The organism is Candidatus Sororendozoicomonas aggregata (assembly GCF_031528575.1).
Classification (GTDB): Bacteria; Pseudomonadota; Gammaproteobacteria; order Pseudomonadales; family Endozoicomonadaceae; genus Endonucleibacter; species Endonucleibacter aggregata.
In genome coordinates, this window is the sequence record NZ_JAVLSP010000078.1 from 1 (window position 1) to 20,297 (window position 20,297).

Annotated in this window: 11 protein-coding genes; 3 read left to right on the forward strand and 8 right to left on the reverse strand. The window is 49.6% G+C overall.

Annotated elements, in window-relative coordinates:
• Positions 1-149: 149 nt before the first annotated feature.
• From V4C51_RS13525 to fabR, 5 genes are all read right to left on the reverse strand, one after another.
• Complete coding sequence (locus V4C51_RS13525; RefSeq protein ID WP_330926705.1) at positions 150-1,604, reverse strand: NAD-dependent succinate-semialdehyde dehydrogenase; 1,455 nt, start codon at positions 1,602-1,604, stop codon at positions 150-152.
• A 215-nt stretch (positions 1,605-1,819) separates the two neighbouring features.
• A complete protein-coding gene (locus tag V4C51_RS13530) occupies positions 1,820-2,851 on the reverse strand; it encodes an alpha-pore-forming cytotoxin MakE (RefSeq protein WP_330926706.1) in 1,032 nt (343 codons plus the stop codon).
• 102 nt (positions 2,852-2,953) lie between these two features.
• A complete protein-coding gene (gene makA / locus V4C51_RS13535) occupies positions 2,954-4,039 on the reverse strand; it encodes an alpha-pore-forming cytotoxin MakA (RefSeq protein WP_330926707.1) in 1,086 nt (361 codons plus the stop codon).
• A 77-nt stretch (positions 4,040-4,116) separates the two neighbouring features.
• Complete coding sequence (gene makB / locus V4C51_RS13540; protein ID WP_330926708.1) at positions 4,117-5,193, reverse strand: alpha-pore-forming cytotoxin subunit MakB; 1,077 nt, start codon at positions 5,191-5,193, stop codon at positions 4,117-4,119.
• Positions 5,194-5,379: 186 nt separating this feature from the next.
• Positions 5,380-6,072 carry an HTH-type transcriptional repressor FabR gene (gene fabR / locus V4C51_RS13545; RefSeq protein ID WP_330926709.1) on the reverse strand — a complete coding sequence of 231 codons (693 nt, stop codon included), beginning with the start codon at positions 6,070-6,072 and terminating at the stop codon, positions 5,380-5,382.
• Positions 6,073-6,356: 284 nt separating this feature from the next.
• Between fabR and V4C51_RS13550 the strand changes: the two genes are divergently transcribed.
• Positions 6,357-7,403, forward strand: coding sequence for a flavin reductase family protein (locus V4C51_RS13550; RefSeq protein WP_330926710.1), 1,047 nt, complete (start codon positions 6,357-6,359; stop codon positions 7,401-7,403).
• A gap of 10 nt (positions 7,404-7,413) precedes the next feature.
• The gene (locus tag V4C51_RS13555) at positions 7,414-8,475 is read left to right on the forward strand and encodes a fatty acid desaturase family protein (protein WP_330926711.1); all 1,062 of its coding nucleotides are present in this window, start codon (positions 7,414-7,416) and stop codon (positions 8,473-8,475) included.
• Between the two features lie 212 nt (positions 8,476-8,687).
• Here V4C51_RS13555 and V4C51_RS13560 read toward each other — a convergent pair whose 3' ends face one another.
• A complete protein-coding gene (locus V4C51_RS13560; RefSeq protein ID WP_330926712.1) occupies positions 8,688-9,023 on the reverse strand; it encodes a hypothetical protein in 336 nt (111 codons plus the stop codon).
• Positions 9,024-9,446: 423 nt separating this feature from the next.
• On the opposite strand from V4C51_RS13560, the gene V4C51_RS13565 reads away from it, so the two are divergent.
• The gene (locus V4C51_RS13565) at positions 9,447-15,242 is read left to right on the forward strand and encodes a transporter substrate-binding domain-containing protein (RefSeq protein WP_330926713.1); all 5,796 of its coding nucleotides are present in this window, start codon (positions 9,447-9,449) and stop codon (positions 15,240-15,242) included.
• A gap of 313 nt (positions 15,243-15,555) precedes the next feature.
• Here the strand turns inward: V4C51_RS13565 and ygfZ are convergent, their stop codons facing one another.
• Together ygfZ and V4C51_RS13575 are read right to left on the reverse strand one after the other, a co-directional pair.
• Positions 15,556-16,608, reverse strand: a complete 1,053-nt coding sequence (gene ygfZ / locus V4C51_RS13570; protein ID WP_330926714.1) for a CAF17-like 4Fe-4S cluster assembly/insertion protein YgfZ — start codon at positions 16,606-16,608, stop codon at positions 15,556-15,558.
• Positions 16,609-17,005: 397 nt separating this feature from the next.
• Positions 17,006-20,297, reverse strand: a 3,292-nt coding sequence (locus tag V4C51_RS13575) for a LamG-like jellyroll fold domain-containing protein (protein WP_330926715.1), incomplete at its 5' end; no start/stop codon positions are given.

Here is a 20,297-nt window from a genome sequence, read left to right on the forward strand (position 1 = left end):
ATTTTGCGAAGGAGCGCCGTACCGGGGAGTAAGGTCGACTGAGCAAAACTCCCTTAGAGCCGCAAGGAGCAAGCAAGGCCAGGAGCATGTTTATGAAATATCCGGGCTAGCAATAGACGGAGAAATTTTCATGCCTGCTCGAGGGCAAGTCAGGCGTCGATCCCCCCCAGACAGAGCGATTTGATATTCAGGTAATCATCCAGACCGTATTTAGAACCTTCCCGGCCATGACCGGATGCTTTCACGCCACCAAAAGGCGAGGCGGCATTGGAAACGACCCCCTCATTAATCGCCACCATACCGAATGCCAGTGCTTCACTCATGCGGAAAATACGCCCAACATCCCGCGTGTATAAATAAGCGGCCAGTCCGTATTCCGTATCGTTTGCCAACTCAACAACCTCCTGTTCAGAGTCAAAAGGAATCAGGGTAGCAACCGGACCAAAAATCTCCGTTCGGGCGATGGGCATCTGATTATTCACGTTCACCATAATTGTGGGAGGGTAGTAGCAACCGTCTAAAGGGGCGGACAATGTGTACAGGACTTTTGCCCCCATAGCCAGGGACCTTTCCACCAGAGCCTTGATCTTGCTGGTCGCTTTCTCGTTGATCAGTGGCCCAATGTCAACTTCGTCGTTTAAACCAGGGCCAATGGTGAGTGTGCCGAGTTTATTTTGCAGTTTGTCGGCAAAATTATCATAAATACTACGGTGGATGAATACCCGGTTGGGGCAGACGCAAGTCTGTCCAGCATTTCGGAATTTGGCACTCATCAGGCCCGACAGGGCCGCTGCCTGATCAGCATCCTCCATGACAATAAAAGGGGCATTGCCGCCGAGTTCCATGGAAGTCCGTTTAACACCGTTAGCACACTGGGCCAACAGTTTTTTGCCGACGCCGGTGGAGCCGGTAAAAGAGAATTTGCTGATGTGAGGGTGTGTGGTGAGCACTTCACCAATTCCCTGGGCATCCTCACTCACAACAACACTGAGGACACCATCGGGTATTCCTGCCTGCTGAGCCAGGGCAGCCACGGCCAGTGCAGACAGGGGGGTCTCCTCGGAAGGCTTGACCACAAAGGTGCAACCGGCAGCCATTGCGGCGGCTGCTTTGCGAACCATCATTGCATTGGGAAAATTCCATGGGGTTATGGCACCCACAACACCGACAGGTTGTTTGAGCACCACGATGCGTTTATCACCGGAAGGCGCGGGTATGGTATCACCGTAAACACGTAATGCTTCTTCGGCAAACCATTTGACATAACTGGCACCGTAAGCGACCTCACCTTTGGCCTGAGCCAGGGGCTTGCCCTGCTCAAGGGTCAGGATGCGGGCCAGATCATCAATGTTCTGCAAAATAGCATCATGCCAGGCCATTAACAGCTCTGAGCGCTCGCCAGCCGTCCTTGTTGCCCACAGTTTTTGGGCCGCATAGGCTTTATCGACGGCAACTATTGCCTGTTCTGTACCGGCATTGCTGACCGTTGCCAGCAACTGGCCGGTGGCGGGATTATACACATTCAACGCCGCGTCGCTGTTGTGCCAGTGACCGGCGATAAAGGAGCCAGTGCGGATCAGCCTTTTGTTTTTTATGCTTTGCATAGACAACTCCGGTGATAACCTCAAAAGACAGGCGGTAATGCAGGGATTTTTTATCGCGCTGTTATTGCGCTGTTATTGCGCTGTTATTGCGCTGTTATTGCGCTGTTTACGGCAGTCCTCGCTACGGGCAGACGTTTAAGACTGCTTCTAAATGATGAATTATACGCCTAAAAGCCCTGTTGCCAAAAGCCCGTCAGATGGAGTTAATCTGAGTTTTAAGCAGCCAGACTGGCGGTATCCTGAGCATCTTTAATTACCAGAGCCCACTCTTTACAGGCAGCGTTAAACCAGGCTTTTTCCACAATAATCCTCTGTGCATCGGTAGCGTTTTCTATTTTACCGATGACACCGGTCAGCTCTTGATGAAATTGATCCCATTGTGTCCGCACGGTATCAAGGGACTGTTCAGCCACAGTGACATCGCTCAAGGCAACGCTCGCAGAAAGCGTCAAGCCTTTAAGGGCGATCAATTCCTGTTGTTCGTGGGTCAAGTCATTATGGTGCTTGTACAGCTCGAGCTGGTATTTCTCGATGGATCGCTCAAGGGCTCTCACTTTTTTCTCAGCATCGCCAATGGAAGACACTCCCATCCCTGCCAGAATGGCGCCGACTCCCCCTGTGGCCGCGCCAAGAATAATACCAAAGATGGTTTTTACCACATTGGACTTTTTAGCGGCCTTTTGGGCTTTTTTAATCAGGGTTTTGTCTTTGACAATCTGGTTTTGCAAATCAACAATCGTCTTGTTGACAGATTGAATTCTGCTGGCCAGTGATTGCTCTTTTGACTGGATCTTGCCAACGGACGCATTAAGTTTGTCGTGTGCTTGACGGAGCCTGTTTCCCCAGCTTTTTAAACTGCTCTCATAGTGGGAAATCGCCGTGACAATGGCCTTTGCTGGTTTATTCAATGCCTGAAGCCCAGTAGTCAGTGCCTGCTTTTGCTTGATGGGATCAGCCTCTGCCTGGTTGAATAAATCCAGCAGATGGTTTTCTGATTGGGTAAAGGCTAAACCACATTCAATAATAGCAGGCAACACGGTATTTTTCAGTTGATTGACTTCTTCTTTATCCCACTGTTGGGCGACACCCTTCAGGTCATCCAGTTCCTGATTAAGTGTGGCATACCACGGGGTGTTCGTCGGGGTGATTTTTGTGGTCAAAATACCCTGACACGCGGCACTGATAGTGGCATCGGCATGAAAGGATTCTGACAATTGATGATCAATAGCGTGAGCATTGAGTGACATAGACAGTTCCGGTGAAATCCATAAAAGCGGCACAACCCGCACAACGGATATAACGAATATAGCGTTGTCCGGGTTGTATTTCGTGTCAGGTATGATGGTGGCTTATGCCGCTTCACCGGTCATAGACACTTCTTTGCTTTCTACATCATAGGTTGTGCTGGTCAGCTTCTGGGCGTACTCCACCGCCAGGTTCCACTCTTTTTGCGCGCCGAGAATATAGGCTTTATTGACAATTGCCATGAGTTCTTCGTCGGCCTGCTCAAGTTTGGTCAGTGTCCCTTGCAGCTCACTTTTAAACAGCGCCCACATGGTTTTTACATCAGACAGGGCTTGTGTCGCTACAGCAATGGAAGAAATGGCGGAATTGGCTGACAGGGAAAGTCCCTGCAAAGCCACCAACTGTCGGTTATCGGAATCAATCTGTTTCTGGTCATCGGCGATCTCTTTAAACTGATCATTGATTTTGCTTTGCATGACGCCCCAGTCCACAGCCCCTCCGATAATAGCCGCGCCGCCAATGCCGGCAACAATCAGTGAAGCGCCCCCTGTTTCCGGTGCCAGGGCAATACCGGCAACTAACGCCAGCAATCCCACGCCAATAGCACCTGCGCCAGCAGCAATGGCTTTGTTTTCGGCATCAATCTGGGCTTTAAGGCCATCAATGGCACTGTTCATGGTATTGATATCCGATTGCAGATCAGTCTCTGCCGATTGAATACTGGCAGCACCATTAAACAGGTTGTCATGGGCCGTTTGCATACTGTCGCCCCATGTTGTTAATGAGGTTGCCGTTGCTTCAACTTCTGTAATGATATCGGAGAGCGATTTATCCAGGGCAGAAATCAGCGCGAACGCTTCCTGAATCGTCGTGTTATCCTTGCCGCTGGCTGTGGGGTCTTTATCCAGTAATTCGACAATTTGGTCTGTCAATGCCGTATAAGTTGTGCCGTAATTAATGACATGGCCCGGTACACTGGCAGTCATATCCGGTGCTAAATCATCAATCCACTGATTCGCCAGCACTTTTGCGGCAGCCAGTTTTGCATCCAGGTCATCAAACCAGTCTGGCTTGGTGGGAGGGGAGGTAAAACTGGTATTCAATACCCCATGGCAAGAAGTCGTTACAACGGAAAGGGAAGCAAAGCCACTGGCAACGGTTTGATTATTATCGGTAGTTGAGTCAGTCATGATTTTATCCTTTTTATTAGTGATAACACAGCTTTTGTCGTTGGTATAAGCGGCGTTGTTTGTTGCGAAAGAGCGGCTTATGTAACACGTTGAATGGGTTTGACACTGTCGCTGGTGACTATCTTGACACCGGTACCCTGTTCTGTCGCTTCTGCCATTTTTGTTACCAGCTCTGAAAGCTGTTTCCAGGAAGCTGTAGCGACGGGCATTGCCACAATACTGGTCATAGCACCAGGGGTGGCGCCCGCGTCAATGGCATCAATCAGCATATCGACCTTGGCTTGTTCATTTTTCCACATTGCACTGAAATCAGGTAGCTGGCTCTCAACGGCCAGAAGCTGCTTATCAAAATTATTGATCATCTGGATAATGGCTTTGGTCATGGCCGCCGCTTGAGCCTCCTGGCTAATTTGATTGCGCAGGCTGACTATATTGTTAATAGTGTCAGTAATCTTGTTGTCGGTAACAATCATGTTGTAGGCCAGATCACCCACGGTAAAGAGCAGGCCGGCAATACTCAGGTAGGGAATACTCTCACCGGTGGATGATAAGATAGAATAGGCAATAGTGACGGTAGATTTCACATAGCTTTTGCCATCACTGAGTTCAGTGGCACTGAGGTTACTCTCCAGGTCGTTGAGCTGGGTTTGCAAACTGCCAATTTCTGCTGCAAGTCGCACCATTGTTTGCTCTTCTTCCGCTAGCTCCCGCCAGGCATCATCCAGTGAGCTGGTCAGTAACTCTTCCACATTTCGGAGGTTGTTAATTTCCCCTTGGAAGGCGGCTTCTGCCACTTTAGTACTGATGATAGCAGACGCCAGATTCGTGCTAAGCTGCTGTAAAATTGCCTTCCAGGCTGTGGGGTTATTTCCCAGATCTGTGGTGGCTTCAGTAAACCCGGCCATCAGGGCATAGTAGCTGTTAAACGGGGCAAGCACTTCAGACCAAAGGGTAGGTCTATTTTTTTGCCACTGTGCGCCAGCGTCGCTTAAAAGCGTTATACGGTTGCGTATTTTTCCAAGCCAGGCCGGATCAGGACTCAGCGTACCTACCAGTGTGTTCATGCCAGCGTAGGCAAGCGCGTCAACGTTAAGAATATTGGCAAGTGCTTGCGCAAGGGCGTCGCTGGTATCAATCACATTAGGGCTGAGCATGTGTGGTCCTTTGTATTTATTATGGTGGGTAAAAAAGCTTAAACTGTAGACGTTTCTTTTTTATGCCTGTAATACTGTCGTTTGTCTAATGATGTTTGTGAAAAAAACAAAACAGGGACGCACGCTGCCATTGCTAAAATATTATCTGGTTATGTTGCTTGAGGGACAAATTATGCCGTTGGATTCTTATTGACGAACCTTTCCACTTGGAAACCGCGCGCCACGTAAGATCATCTTTACCATAACAATAACATCCTCTGTTAACACCTTCCTCTCATCCGGCGTCATAACGAGCGCCTCTGAGGCCATGGCAAATACTAACCGTGTTACCGCTTTTGCGACCAGGTTTGATGCCGAAATTGTCGCTATTTTCTGGAGGTCTGCCTCAAGCTCATGCTCAAAAAACTGTAGTTGATTATTCACCGCTATCTTGAAGGCATCTGAGCCCACATGCCCTTCTCTGAGCAATATGGGCAGATAATTCTGGTCATGGTCGAGTTGCTTCATAAACGACTCGACGGATGATCTTACGGCTGAATGCTCCTGCGAGATTAACTGGCGAGCTTCCCAAATAATTTTACGCAAACTGACGCCCGCTTCTTCTATCACGGCAATGGCCAGTTCGTTGGTATCTTTGAAATGACGATAAAAACTGTTAGGTGCTATATGGGCCTGCCTGGCCACTTCTCTCAGGCTTAAAGAAGCAATACTGCGATGGGGGCCAACCAGCTCAATAGCCGCATCAATAATCAATTGTCGGTTAATACTGGCCTTACGGCCATTACTATTTATCCCTGTGGGCACCGTAACTTCCTGGGTCATATGCTTCTCAGTTGATGGATTGATGGATTGATGGATTGATGGTCGGCATTCTTTCATAACAGCACATTATTCACCAGGAGTCTGTCGGACTTAAGGCAATTTCGGCCTGAAACCCAAAAAGAGCGGCCATATTTTCCGATGAATTTGCTTAAATAGGTCAACTATTCGCACAAATCCATCGAAAAGTCTGACTCGCCCTACTGAATTTTATGCTCGAAAGCATAAATCCGACAGGCTCCTGGCGTTGTTTTTATCATTAATATACAACTGTATAGACAGTTGTTCAAAAACTATTTACCCTATCAGCCCTCACTGTGTAGATGAACGGTTTTTTGATAGACATGCTCACTGAACATACAAAGCGTTTTCTCCAATGGTTATGCCCACCTAATGTGTTTGATTTCTGGATGTCACAATGCAAGATTAACTATCGATGGGAAACACCAACGGCAAAAGTGGTTAGCTATCGTCTGGTAAACGACAGCGTTATCCAGCTTACATTACTACCGAGCCAGTGGTTTACAGGTTTTCAAACAGGTCAGCATATAAGCCTGATTGGTGTTGTCAACGGTATCATCATGGAGCGCTGCTACTCCATTGCCAACCTTCCTAACAGTAAAAATTTGATTGAATTAAGCGTGAAGGTGCAAGGTACATTCAGCCAGTGGCTCCGCCGGTCGATCCGCAAAAATAGTGTGCTGGAGATATCGCAGGCATGGGGGAAAAATCATACGGCTGATTATGATGTATTTATTGCCGGAGGTATTGGTATTACTGCCATCTATCCGTTGGTAAAACAAGCTGTTGCCCGACAGAAAGATGCCCTTGCGCCTCGCTCAGTCACCCTCTTATACCTTGCTGGCAAAGGGCATCCCTGGATTTATAAAAAGTCCCTGGAAGCACTGTCTGTCTTTAATCTCAATGTTGTTTTTGCTGACGGGCGAGAAGCCATAACGGATAAAAATTTTTTACGAAATACCATTCCCCGCGAAAGTCGGGTCATTTGTTGTGGTTCAGCAAGCTTTAATCAGGCTATCGCGCGATCACTTGCCGACTATACGAAAGCTCTGGATATTGAGAATTTCGATAATAGTGCTGCAATTGCCCCGGTTACAGAGAAAAAAAACGTGACGATTACCCTGTTGCAATCAGGAAGAACCCTGGAAACAGATAATCAGACGCCTGTTATCTCGGCACTCATTAATGCCGGAGTTCCGGTCAAAAATGGTTGTCGCCAGGGTGTATGCCACCAGTGCAGTTGCCAGCTTGAGACAGGCGCCATTACTCAAAAGCGGCAGCAGTTATCTGTTCGATCCGCAGATGCGAATAAGCAAAGCTTTCAACCCTGTATTGCTCTTGCCCAGTCTGATATTGCGCTTAATCTTTAAGACCTCCATTATGCTAACGAATACGACACAAAACCTGTTATCACCGGCACAGCTTGATGAACTGGCCCGGGAGCTGGATAACATCAAGCAGGACACCCTGGCTAAAGTCGGGCACAAAGATGCTGTTTATATTCGCGGTATCGAAAAATTCAGCAGGTACTGTGCTATTTCAGGCCGCGCCTTACTGATGTTTGGCTGGTTTATTCCATTGTGGGTCATTGGCACTTTACTGTTAGCCATTGCGAAAATTATTGAGAATATGGAACTGGGCCATAACGTGATGCACGGCCAGTACAATTTTATGCAAGACCCACGTTTTCGCGGTAGCAGTTACGAGTGGGATATTGTCGGTTCCGCTGATAACTGGCGAAAAACCCACAATTATAGTCACCACACCTATACCAATGTCGCCGGCAAAGACCATGATATTGGTTACAGCGTCCTGCGCCTGTTCAAATACCAGAGGTGGCATATTGCTCAACTGTTTCAACCGTTATACGCCATTGTTTTTGCGTTATTGTTTCAATGGGGGGTTGCGGTACAGGATATGCGGTTGGGCCGATTATTGGTCAAGCGGATCACGCCTAAAGGTTTGCTTGAAGAGCAAAAGCACGCATTCAAAAAAATGGGCAGGCAGGTTTTTAAGGATTACGTATTTTTTCCTGCCCTGGCTGGCCCGTTTTTTCTCCCTGTTCTACTCGGGAATATGGCCGCTAATACATTACGTAATCTCTGGACGTACCTGATCATCTTTTGTGGACACTTTACCAAAGACGTCTATGTATTCGACAAAAGCGTGCTGGAAAACGAAAGCCGCGGGCACTGGTATTTCCGCCAGATACTCGGCTCTTCCAACATCAAGGGGCGCCAATGGTTTCATATCCTCTCGGGGAACCTGAGCTTTCAGATTGAGCATCACCTGTTCCCGGATATGCCCGCCTACCGCTATAAAGAAGTAGCGCCCAAAGTAGAAATGATCTGTAAACGCTATGGCATTCCCTACAACACAGGTCGCCTCAGTAAGCAGTTTGGACAAGTTATGTGGCGTATTGGACGTTATAGTTTACCTTAGGAGCCTGTCGGACTTATGCTTTCGAGCATAAGTCCGCAGGCGCCTAGCCCGGATATTTCATAAACTGCCCTGAGAATTGCGCGGAACCTTGCGGCTCTAAGGAATTTTGCGAAGGAGCGCCGTACCGGGGAGTACGGTGGACTGAGCAAAACTCCCTTAGAGCCGCAAGGAGCAGCAAGCAAGGCCAGGAGCATGTTTATGAAATATCCGGGCTAGACACCGCGCTGGCTTACGGTTCTGACCAGACTGGATTTTGACTTTTTCCGGGGTTTTGGCGCTTCAGTAGCCGTGTTATAGCGACTGAGTATCACCTGCTCAACTTGTTTGAGTTGTTCCATACTGGGTTGGGCATGCTGGAGATAACGCCGCCCGGCCCCCTCTTTAATCAGCAGCAGGTGCTTCAATTGGCTCATAGCAGCCATCAGCGATCGCGCTTGCTCAACAGAAAGATTACCGGCTGAAATGGCTTCCTGAAGTTTTTCCTCAATACCTTTTTGCATGGCGGCAGATCTTGGTATATGAATGACACCAGAGGTCTTTTCCAACAAGGCTATTGCCCTGGCAAGCTGGGCAGCAAGTCTTCCTCAGTATGCCTTGCGGAAGTTTGCTAAAGCGCGTCATTGCGTCATCTTGCCTTGTCCAGCTTGCTCTATTGATCACGGTCGTTAGAAAAAACCCTGAGCGTTCCTTTGAGCCTAGCAGATATTGAAGGTTTTTTTGCCCCATTACTCAATAACAAGAGCTTCTGATGTCTGTTTATGGTTACAATACAGAAGGCTATATATATGTTAGAAGCCGTCCTCGATCATGGTAGTTATTGACACGTTGTTCCTTTTGAATAAAAAGAACGTTCAACAGACTACGGCTTCCGCGTTTTATCCGTTGATTTTGTCTGGGCTGCTATGCTGTACCCTTTTAAAAATAATGCCTTTGGGCCATATTCTTCGTTTACATCTGTTTTCCTCCTCCTGATGTTGTTACTGCCAGGTGTTCGTGACAGTTTTGCCAATGAACAGCCAGGTAAACCCTCGACAGAATTGTCCGACCTGAAAAATCAAACACTGGATAAGCCCCTGAAGATCGCGTATTACCCGGATGCCGTGCCCTGGATGTTTACCAATGATACCGGGAAGGCCGATGGTCTGATACTGGATATCTGGCGAAAGTGGTCAGAGAAAACCGGGGTGCCTATTCTTTTTTTACCCATGACAACAAGTCAGGCGTTAAACCAGCTGAAAAAGGGTGACATTGATGTTATTGCCAGGGTTAGCAGAGGGATCAACCAGACCCATGACCAGGTCACCCCTGTTGCCCTCAGTAAATACCCGCCGGTGGTGTTTGTTAAGAAAACCGCCCATCAAAAGTCACTGGACGATATTTTCAACTCGGCACGACTGGGTTACTTAGCCGGAAATAACACTGCCCGGGTTCTGAAAAAGAAGTACCCACATGCGAACCTTGTCCCTTTTCAGTCTTACCATGACCTGGTTGACGGCGTCTCGCGACAAAACCTGACTGCTCTGGTGGGTTCCCAGTATGCCCTGCACTACTACCTGCAACGCTGGGGAACCCTGAATGATTATACGATGCTGAAGACATCGCTTCCTGCCACAGTCATAGCGGCAGGCATTGTCGAGAGCCGCACCGCACTGAAAAAGGTGATCACCGACGGCATCGATAGCCTGAGTCCCTCTGACTTATCTGCCATTACTAAAAAATGGTTGGGCATTATCCCTGAAAACCAGGAAAGTCTGGTTATTGCCCTTGATGCATCGGCTGCCCCCCTGTCTTTTATCAATGCCCTGGGAGAGCCAGCAGGCCTTTATGTGGATATCTGGAAACAGTGGTCAAAAAAAACCAGGCAACCCATACAATTCCTGGCTGGTGATTTTGATGAAACACTAATGGCCCTGAAAGAGGGAAAGGCAGATATACACGCGAGTTTATCATCTTCAACAAGCAGTTACCCCTGGTTGCAGGTATCACACCCCTTTTACAAGCTGACAAATCGTATCTACTACCGTGCCGAAGTGGGCAAGCATGATCCTGGGGTGAGTCTGAGTGACCGGCCACTGGGCGTTTTAGCCGACTCAAGCCATGCTGCATTTGTCAAGAAATGGCTGCCTGGTGTCAAAGTGCAGGTACGCGACAACGCTTCTTCTTTAATCAAGGCGTTATTTAAAGGTGAGATTGACGCGTTTCTGGCACAGCCCGCTGTTGTTCACTATGCCCTTAGCCAGCTAGGGCTGGTTGGTGAAGTGGTTGCCAGCAAATACTTTAACCTCAATGAAGCCATAGGCGCTGGTGTACTGAAAGAGCGTGCGACCGAACTGATCCCGCTGATTAATGAAGGTTTTAAGGCCATTTCACTTCAGGAATACAGAAAACTCGAACAACGGTGGGTTGTTAACAGCAGTCAGTGTTATTTTAAGCAGTCTGCTAAAGGCATTGACCTGACGAATGAAGAACATCAATGGTTATCGAATAATCCAGTGATAAAGGTCATTGTTGAAAAGGACTTTCCGCCTTTCTCATTTATTGATGACCAGAAAGAGCTTCAAGGAATTACCGTTGAGTACCTGAAGTTGATTGAAGAACGGTTGGGAGTGACTTTTCAGATCGATATTGAAAACGACTGGGTCAGCTCACTGAGCAGCGCTTACCGGCATGAGGTTGACGCTATTGCTTTGTTGCAAAAAACCGAGGAAGGTTCCCACTACCTCAATTTCACCAAACCACTGATTAAAGTGCCCCTGGTTATTATTGCCCGCACGTCTGACAAGAGTATCCGCTCTACCCGCAGCCTCCGTGGAAAAACAGTGGGCTATATTGCCGGGCATGCGTTTTATGATGTTTTTCGTAAAAAGTACCCATCCATTCGTTTTAAGCAAATGTCGTCCATTTCCAGTGGGCTAAACCAGATATCGAGCGGCAACCTCGATGCCATGATTGTCAACCTCGCGTCAGCCAGCCATGAAATTGACCGCTTGAAGATTACCAACCTGCATGTGGTGAGTGAGGCCGACTATGACTATGAGCTGAGTATTGGCAGCCGCAATGATAATCCGATATTGGCCAGTATACTGGAAAAGACCGTTGACAGCCTGACACCGGCAGACAGGGAAAAAATTGAAAGCCATTGGGTATCTGTGAGACCCGGTGGCTGGAAACCTAATAAAGAGTTATTTATTGGCTTGCTGCTGGTGCTGGTGACTCTGATTCTGATTATCTACTGGAATCGCCGTTTGACGCTGGAAATTGCCGAGCGGGAAAAAGCAGAGGAAGAACTCAAGTCCCGCTCAGAGTTCGACAGACTCCTGAGTAATCTGTCCCGGCAATTCATGGACAACCCTTTTCACCAGGCCATTAGCCATTTCTTACAGGAATTGGGGGAGTCCATGCACGCGGAAACTGCCTTTGTCGTATCCTGGGACGCTAAACCTGCCGTTGAAGGACTCTGGAGCGCTAAGCCTGATTTTTCAGCCGACTCACTCATGCCAATTTTAGAACATGATATTAAGGAGGTCGCTGAAACCAGCAAAAAACAAGGAGGCATGATTACCCCACAGTGGCTGGCATCAGTGGGTAATGTCAAAGGGGTTGAAACCATGAAAAAGTTGGGCATTACCAATGCCATATATACCCCCATGATACTGTTTGGCGATACCGTCGGTGGCATCAGCTTATTAAACAGATCAGATAGCCGGGATGTGGATGATGATGAGCTTGATCTACTGCGCCGTGTTGGTGAACTGGTCGCTGTTGCTCGTGCGCGTCAGCAGTCCGATGATGCCCTTCGTCAGAGCGAAGAACGCTACCAGCTGGCAATGGACGCTGCCTCTGATGGCTTATGGGACTGGGATATTCCCAAGGAGCGTATTTACTTCAGTCCGCGCTATCAGGCAATCCTTGGCTATCGCCCCGTTGAACTGTTCAGTTCCAGCCTTGCCTGGCGTGAGATGCTTCACCCTGAGGACCAGCAGGACACTGTGACGTTTTACCAGCAGATGTTCATGAAAAGTGATGAAGCCTTTCAGTGTGTCTTTCGCACCAGGCGCAAAGACGGCAGTTATGCGACAGTGAGAACCAAAGGTAAAGTGGTGTTGCGTGACAGTGAGCATCGTCCATTGCGTGCTTTGGGAACACTGGTGGATATTACCGAGCAGCGTGAGCGTGAGCGGGAACTGTCATTATCACGGTTCTCACTGGATAATGCGGCTGACTATGTTCATTGGTTCCGCAAAGATGGCAGTCATAAGTACGCCAACGAAGCGGCCAGCAAAGCACTGGGTTATACACCCGATGAGTTGCTCGCGAAAAACATCATGGACATTAACCCGGTCGTGACCAGCACCTCCTGGAAACGACTCTGGAATCAGCTGACTCATCAGAAAGACATGACCTATGAAACGCTCAGGCTAACGCGTGGAGGCCATGTCTTCCCGGTGGAGGTCACCGCAAACTATATGGAATATGAAGGGGAAGGTTATTTGTTTGCCAGTGGCCGGAATATTACTGACCGGAAACAGGCCGAAGATGCCCTCCATAAAGCCAAAGAAGCAGCCGATCAGGCGAACCAGGCAAAAAGCCATTTCCTGGCCAATATGAGCCATGAAATTCGCACGCCCATGAATGCCATCATTGGACTGAGCTATCTGGTGAAAAAAACAGAGTTAACGGCAAAGCAAAAGGACTATATCAATAAAATTCAGTCTTCGTCCCATGCATTGCTTGGCATCATCAATGATATTCTGGATTTTTCCCGTATCGAAGCGGGCAAACTCAATATGGAGAGCATTGATTTTGATCTCGGTGACGTATTTGACAACTTATACGGGCTGACCAGTATTAAAGCCGAAGAAAAAGGCATTCACCTCACTTATGATATCGCCCCTGACGTGCCCCGCAGACTCAGGGGAGACCCGCTGCGACTTGGACAGGTACTGATTAATCTGACCCACAATGCCTTGAAATTTACCCATAAGGGTGAAGTCAGTATTGAAGTGCGATTAAAGCGTTCCATCTGTAGTGAGCATCGCGCTGAGATAGAGTTTGTGGTCAAAGATACAGGCATTGGGATCAGTCCTGAAAATCAAACACGTTTATTTGAATCTTTCTCACAGGTGGACGGGTCCACTACCCGAAAATTTGGTGGGACTGGGCTTGGACTGGCAATCAGCCAGAGTCTGGTCAAGATGATGGGAGGCGATATCACCGTTGATTCGCGGTTGGATGAGGGCAGTGAGTTTCGGTTTAGTGTAGATTTAGGCCTTGCCAATCAGCAGGAAATTACCGACAGAGCCCTGACAGGCATAGAGGCGATTGTCGTTGACGACACCGTAGAAGCGCGTGAAGTCCTCTCCAGCCAGCTGGAAGGATTTGGCTGCAAGGTTTTTGCCTTTGAAAACCCTCACAGTGCCCTCTCATTTTTGAAAACGAGAAATTCTGGCACTGAACCGGGTATTTCTGTCGTGCTCATTGACTGGCGAATGCCAGATATGGATGGCATTGAGCTGGCGGAAAAAATAGTCGCTTTAGGGCTTTCTGCGCGGCCGACACTGGTGATGGTATCTGCGTACGGTCGGGAGGAAGTCATTGCCCGGGCGTCGGGGCATGTTGATGCTTTTCTGATCAAACCGGTGACAGATTCCGTACTGGTTGAAACCATCCTGCGGGTGAGTCAGGTTGAAAATGATGAGGCGTTGCTACCGGAAATCTCTGAGAAAATGACGGACTATCAGGGGAAAATCCTGCTAGTGGAGGATAATGAGATCAACCGTCAGGTTGCCAGAGAGTTGCTCGAAGCCATGGGTTTCACTATTCAGTTGGCGGTGAATGGCCGGGAAGCTGTTGAGTGGGTCAAAAAAGAGCAATTCAGACTGGTGTTTATGGATATCCAGATGCCAGAAATGGATGGTTATCAGGCAACACGCGTTATCCGGGAAGAAGTGTCAGAGCTGGACTTACCTATTATTGCCATGACGGCCCATGCCATGACCGGCGATAAAGAACGCTGCCTTGCCGCCGGGATGAATGACCACCTTGCCAAACCCTTGAACCCTGCCGCATTGAAGCAAAAACTGGAACATTGGTTACAGAAATCCCCGGCACCATCTACGCCTGAACAAACCACAGCGATTCTGGATAATGATAACCAGATAGTGTTGAAAAAAGACACGCTGGCATTCAAAGGAATCGTTGTGGAAGAGGGCCTGCGTCGTTTATTGGGTAACCAGGATCTTTATAAGCGCTTATTGGTAAACTTTTACCATGATCACCAAAACGATGGGGTGAAGCTTCGTGAAGCACTGGCTGACAGCCGTTGGGATGATACCGGGTTTATTATTCATACGATTAAGGGAGTTGCCGGCAATCTGGGGGCAAATCACCTCAGTGCCTGTGCCGGTGTGATTGATAAAACTCTGAAAGCCGGTAACGTCATGCCACCTGAGGACGCGCTAAGAAAGTTTCAGCAAGCACTGGATGAGGTAATGAACAGCTTGCGGGTATTGGCCCATGAGCAGCCAGACAATGTGCTCAGTGAAGGAACTGTTGTGATGGCAGCAGTGAGTACATTGATTCACTCTATTCGCGCGAAACTGCAAAACGGGGACGCTGACGTTGTTGGTTCCTTGCCTGAGCTGCTTCAGGGGCTTCGGGATAAAGTGGACCAACCCCGCCTCAATGCCTTGAACAAAGCTGTGCAAAGTTTCGACTTTGAAAAAGCTGCTCAACTGCTTGATGAGATTGAGGGCAGCTTTTACTGAAAAACAACAAGCCCGGGGTGAGTGCTCCCCAGCTAAAGAGGGTGTCGCGAAACGCTTGATTTTCTCCGTCGTCATCCCGTATAGGGATTGTAAGGGATCTATACCACAAGGACGTGAATCACTAAACCCCCATCATGCGTGCGGTTAGAGTGCCTTCCATAGAATGTGGTTCCTGTACGTTCCCTGTACAGGATGACGGTGCGGGGTGTATTTCAGCGTTTCGCGACACCCTCTAAAGCAAGGGGCTTCTAACTTCTCAGGCAGCAACTGGCAGTGTGCCAGGAGCCTGACCGAGAATAGACGGTGGGCATCATCAGAACTGCAACTCAGCTTTAGGCTCAATAGGGTAAGGAATGCGGGCAATGCTCACCTTGCTTTTTCTTTCATCATCAAGCACCAGGTCATTGTCTTCAGCCGCATCAATCCTTATAACAGCAATCGCTGCCTGCTGATCCCTATCAGAAGGCAGACTCTCCAGTATTTCTCCCACAGATTTACCTTGCGCGTTATGGAGTTTTGTCCCTGGAGCTATGGCTATGGGGGTATGACAGGTCAGTGGATAAGCCCGGCTTTTTTGCTGCCCCAGGTTTTGCATACGCGTCACAATCTCCTGACCGGTGTAACACCCTTTTTTAAAGCTGACATACCCCAAAGAAGGAAAGTTGAGGTGCTGAGGAATATATTTTTCTGAAAAATCTGACTGTACCTGCGGTACGCCCGCCTCAATACGCCGCCGACTCCAGATGTTTTCAGTCACCGGGCGCATCAATGGGCACAAGCGCTCCCACCAGTAGGACAGGGCATTTTCAGGCAGCCATAATTCATAGGCGTCCCTCAAGTTGTCAGATTTCAACAGCCAGCTGGCCCTATGGAGTTGAACAGCCTGACGACCCTCTGGAGGCGTTTCTGTCAGCGAGCTTAGCACAGCGCTGATAAGGGTATCCCCCATCAACCCAAGGCAAAGATAAGGTGTTTCCGGTTGGCCCAGGGTGCTTTTAAAAAATACGGCGTATTTGCTCAATGTCTGGGTAAAGGCGTCAACCACGCTGTGGTGCAGCGCGATTAAATAATTATTGCCGGTATTAAGCAGGCGAAAGCTGGCAACCATCCTGCCTTTGGGGGTACACAGCACGCCAGGCGAATGGGTGCTGGCGTCACAGGTGTTCATATTGCACGACAACTGACCCTGAAAGAAACGCTGCGTATCAGGTCCTGATGCCATCAGTATGGCCTGTTGGGTTAGCACGCACAGTGTTGGTGAAGTTGTTGGCAAAACCGGATCATTTAGCTGAAATCCACTCACCTCCCCTTGCTCAGAAAAGGTGGCGCCTTGTGTGATGAGATAGTCTTTCCAATGGGTACTCATGGCATTGACCTGGGCTGATAAATAGTGAGGGGAATCTCAGAAATTGTTGCTATCAGAGTATAACGTTAGTGGTAATTCTGTGGTGAGGAACATCGTTTGATTGGCTAAATACATAGTATAAAATCACTGGGCTGCGGTTAAGCCCGTAAAGTACCAAAACGGACTGCTGGCGTGTATCCCTATCCCTGTTTTTTGGTGAGTGGAATAGGCACTTTACCAGCAGTCATCAGCTTCAACCGAGACACAAACAGGGTACTTCTGGCAACCTGCTTGTGTGTCTCTTCGCTTCCGGTTCTGGGAGCCTGTCCGAGAATAGACTGCCCTGCTGCGGTTGCGATAAATTTTTATCCTCAATTTCTCGTAATCCTCGCTACGGGCGCTATTCTCGGACAGCCTCCTAGTGATCGATATTCAAGTTGCCGTCATTTAACAACTTATTCAGTACATCCGCTTCACTTCCGAGGGAGGACAGATCAACATCATCAAGGATGATTTTCTGGGTAGAAGCACCGCTTCCCGTGGGTTTTACATCAATTTCAGTATTGCCGTCCTTGAAGTTCAACTCCAGATAGTCGCCGATGTTATGCTCGCTTTCATCCACCAGCAGATCCTTGATATTGAGCACGTCGCCGCCAACGCCTGTCTGGAAATCACGAATTCTATCCACGGCCATAACATTGGGATCGGCTGTCACATCGTCACCGAGGTGCCAGATATATTCGTCCTGTCCATCTCCCCCAATTAAAATATCATCACCCGCTCCACCGATCAGCAGATCATTGCCCGCCCCGCCGGTCAATTCATCATTCCCGTCGAGTCCAATCAATTCATCGATACCCGAGGTACCCTGAAGTTGATCATCATTGGCAGTACCACTGATTTGCTCAGCGACATTGATGCTTAGGGTATGGGAAGAAGTCTTAACACCCTGACCATCGGTGACCTGGTATTCAATACTGTTGGCGCCGGAATTAGCATTCTCGTTCGGAACAAACACCAACTCCGCCACCTCTTCAGCAGTGAAACTTTCCTCCAGGGACATCTCGTTGCGACTGCTGATCTCTCCCGGTGCAAGAGCCCGGTCAAACACTTTAAAGTCTGCCAGGCTTTCAGCAAAGCGCTCACTGCCGTTAGCAGCGCTGTTGCCTATCGTTGACAGGTTGCCACCTACTTGCTGGCTCACTGATCCGACGGACTGACCATTCACATAAAATGTGGTCTGGCCATTCTCCCCCACAGCGACCAGGTCCACCCAATCCCCGGCAGTCACCGCAGGATGGGATGACAGATCAAAACCCGAGCTGTAGAAGCTTCCACCGACGAAACTACCCAGCTCACCGTCATTGTTAACAACCACCTGAAAACCATCACTGCTTCGAGAGAGTATCCCGCTGCTGCCCAACCCTTTAAAGGCGGTGCTGATGGTCCAACTGTTGCCCAAAGCCAGGGGCTGATCCAAGGTAATAGCATCACCCTGGTTATCAAACTCGACCACCCCACCACGGTCCGGGTCTGAGGCTGACTGGGTTCCGTGTAGCGTCGCCACGGATACCCCTGCCTGGTTCGCGCCCATGGCACCGGCATCCTCAAAATCCAGCATGAGTTCTGGCTCAGGTTCGCGGAACAAGTCAAACTTGGTACCATAGAATTCTGATGGGACCAGTGCCTGGTCAAACACCCTGAAATCTGCCAGGTTTTCAGCAAAGCGCTCACTGCCGTTAGCAGCGTTGTTGCCTATCGTTGACAGGTTGCCACCTATTTGCTGGCTCACTGACCCGACGAACTGACCATCCACATAGAATGTAGTCTGACCATTCTCCCCCACAGCCACCAGATCCACCCAATCCCCGGCAGTCACCGCAGGATGGGATGACAGATCAAAACCCGAACTGTGAAAGGTGCCGTTAGCATAGCTGCCGAGCATACCGTCATTGTTAACAATCACCTGAAAACCATCACTGCCCCGAGATAGGCTCTTCCAGGTACCGCTGCCCAACCCTTTAAAGGCGGTGCTGATGGTCCAACTGTTGCCCAAAGCCAGGGGCTGATCCAAGGTAATAGCATCACCCTGGTTATCAAACTCGACCACCCCACCACGGTCCGGGTCTGAGGCTGACTGGGTTCCGTGCAGCGTCGCCACGGATACCCCTGCCTGGTTCGCGCCCATGGCACCGGCATCCTCAAAATCCAGCATTAATTCCGGCTGAGGTTCGCGGAACAGGTTAATCTTGGTACCACCGTCGAACTCTGACGGTTCCAGTGCCCGGTCAAACAACCTGAAGTCTGCCAGGTTTTCAGCAAAACGCTCACTGCCGTTGACACCGTTGTTCCCTATCAGTGAAAGGTTGCCGCCCACTTGCTGGTTCACTGATCCGACGGATTGACCATTCACATAGAATGTGGTCTGGCCATTTTCCCCCACAGCCACCAGATCCACCCACTCGCCAGCAGTCACTGCCGGGTGAGATGACAGATCAAAACCCGAGCTGTAGAAGCTCCCACCGACGTAACTACCTAGCTCACCGTTGCTATTGACGATCACCTGAAAGCCTTCACTGCTTCGAGACAGGCTCTTCCAGTTACCGCTGCCCAATCCTTTAAAGCCGGTGCTAATGGTCCAGCTGTTGCCCAGGGCCAGGGGCTGGTCCAGAGCTATAACATCACCTTGACTATCAAAATTGACAATGCCACCACGGTTCGGGTCTGAGGCTGCCTGGGTTCCATGCAACGTCGCCACGGATACTCCCGCCAAATCAGCACCCAAAGCACCGGCATCCTCAAAGTCGAGCATTAATTCTGGCAAAGGCCCACGGAACAAGCTGCCCTCGCCGTTAATGCCCGTCAGGGTGATCGTGTGGGTATCGTCGTTGTCAGGATCCTGGATATTGAAGTCGTCAACAGACAGTGCATAAGGTTGGCCAGCCCCGACACTCTGCGCACCGTCCTCACTGACCGGTGCCTCATTGACATTTTCAATGTGCACTACGATGGTTTGTTCCGTGCTCTCCCCCAAAGCATCAGCTGCCCGGACAATCAGGGCATGACTGGCAGCCGCCTCATAATCCACTGCTCTGGCCACAGTAATCACACCTGTCAGGGGGTCAATGGCAAACCGGCCACCAGCATCGTCCACCAAACTGTAGGTCAGAGCCTCACCCTCGGCATCCGTAGCCTGAACCTTGCCAACAAGGGTGCCGACCTTGGCATTCTCGACCACCTCGTGGCCCAGTGCCAGGGTTTTGCTGTAAACATCGTCGTTGCCACTGTGATCGGAGCTCCAGACGATTTTAACGGTGCCGTCAGATAGCGCCGTGACAGCGGGCATGGACTGATCGCCTGCTGATGTGTCATTAATCAGCATGGGATCAGTGAGCACTGCACCATCGTCGCCATAGAGCTGGCTGTAAATGCCGGTGCCATCATCGTCAGCGGCCACAAAAGTGGTCAGAACGTCATCACCCACAGCCGTTAGTTGCAGATCACTGCCTGGGATTACATCGTCAGAACCCACGGCAATGGGCGCGCCCTCTGCGGTGCCTGAAGCACTCCAGCGCTGGATATACCAGGTGCCGGCACTTTCGTAACCGGTGACCAGAGTGCCATTTTCCAGTACCACTACCTGGGTATTCGCATGATCCCGACTACTGGCAGCATTCCCCCCGAAAGCGACAGGGCCGTGGGCCTGGGTA

Coding starts and splice junctions, on each gene's coding strand:
- makA (WP_330926707.1), bottom strand. CDS start 4,039: ATGACTGACTCAACTACCGATAATAATCAAACCGTTGCCAGTGGCTTT.
- V4C51_RS13555 (WP_330926711.1), top strand. CDS start 7,414: ATGCTAACGAATACGACACAAAACCTGTTATCACCGGCACAGCTTGAT.
- V4C51_RS13530 (WP_330926706.1), bottom strand. CDS start 2,851: ATGTCACTCAATGCTCACGCTATTGATCATCAATTGTCAGAATCCTTT.
- V4C51_RS13565 (WP_330926713.1), top strand. CDS start 9,447: ATGTTGTTACTGCCAGGTGTTCGTGACAGTTTTGCCAATGAACAGCCA.
- ygfZ (WP_330926714.1), bottom strand. CDS start 16,608: ATGAGTACCCATTGGAAAGACTATCTCATCACACAAGGCGCCACCTTT.
- makB (WP_330926708.1), bottom strand. CDS start 5,193: ATGCTCAGCCCTAATGTGATTGATACCAGCGACGCCCTTGCGCAAGCA.
- V4C51_RS13525 (WP_330926705.1), bottom strand. CDS start 1,604: ATGCAAAGCATAAAAAACAAAAGGCTGATCCGCACTGGCTCCTTTATC.
- fabR (WP_330926709.1), bottom strand. CDS start 6,072: ATGAAAGAATGCCGACCATCAATCCATCAATCCATCAATCCATCAACT.
- V4C51_RS13550 (WP_330926710.1), top strand. CDS start 6,357: ATGCTCACTGAACATACAAAGCGTTTTCTCCAATGGTTATGCCCACCT.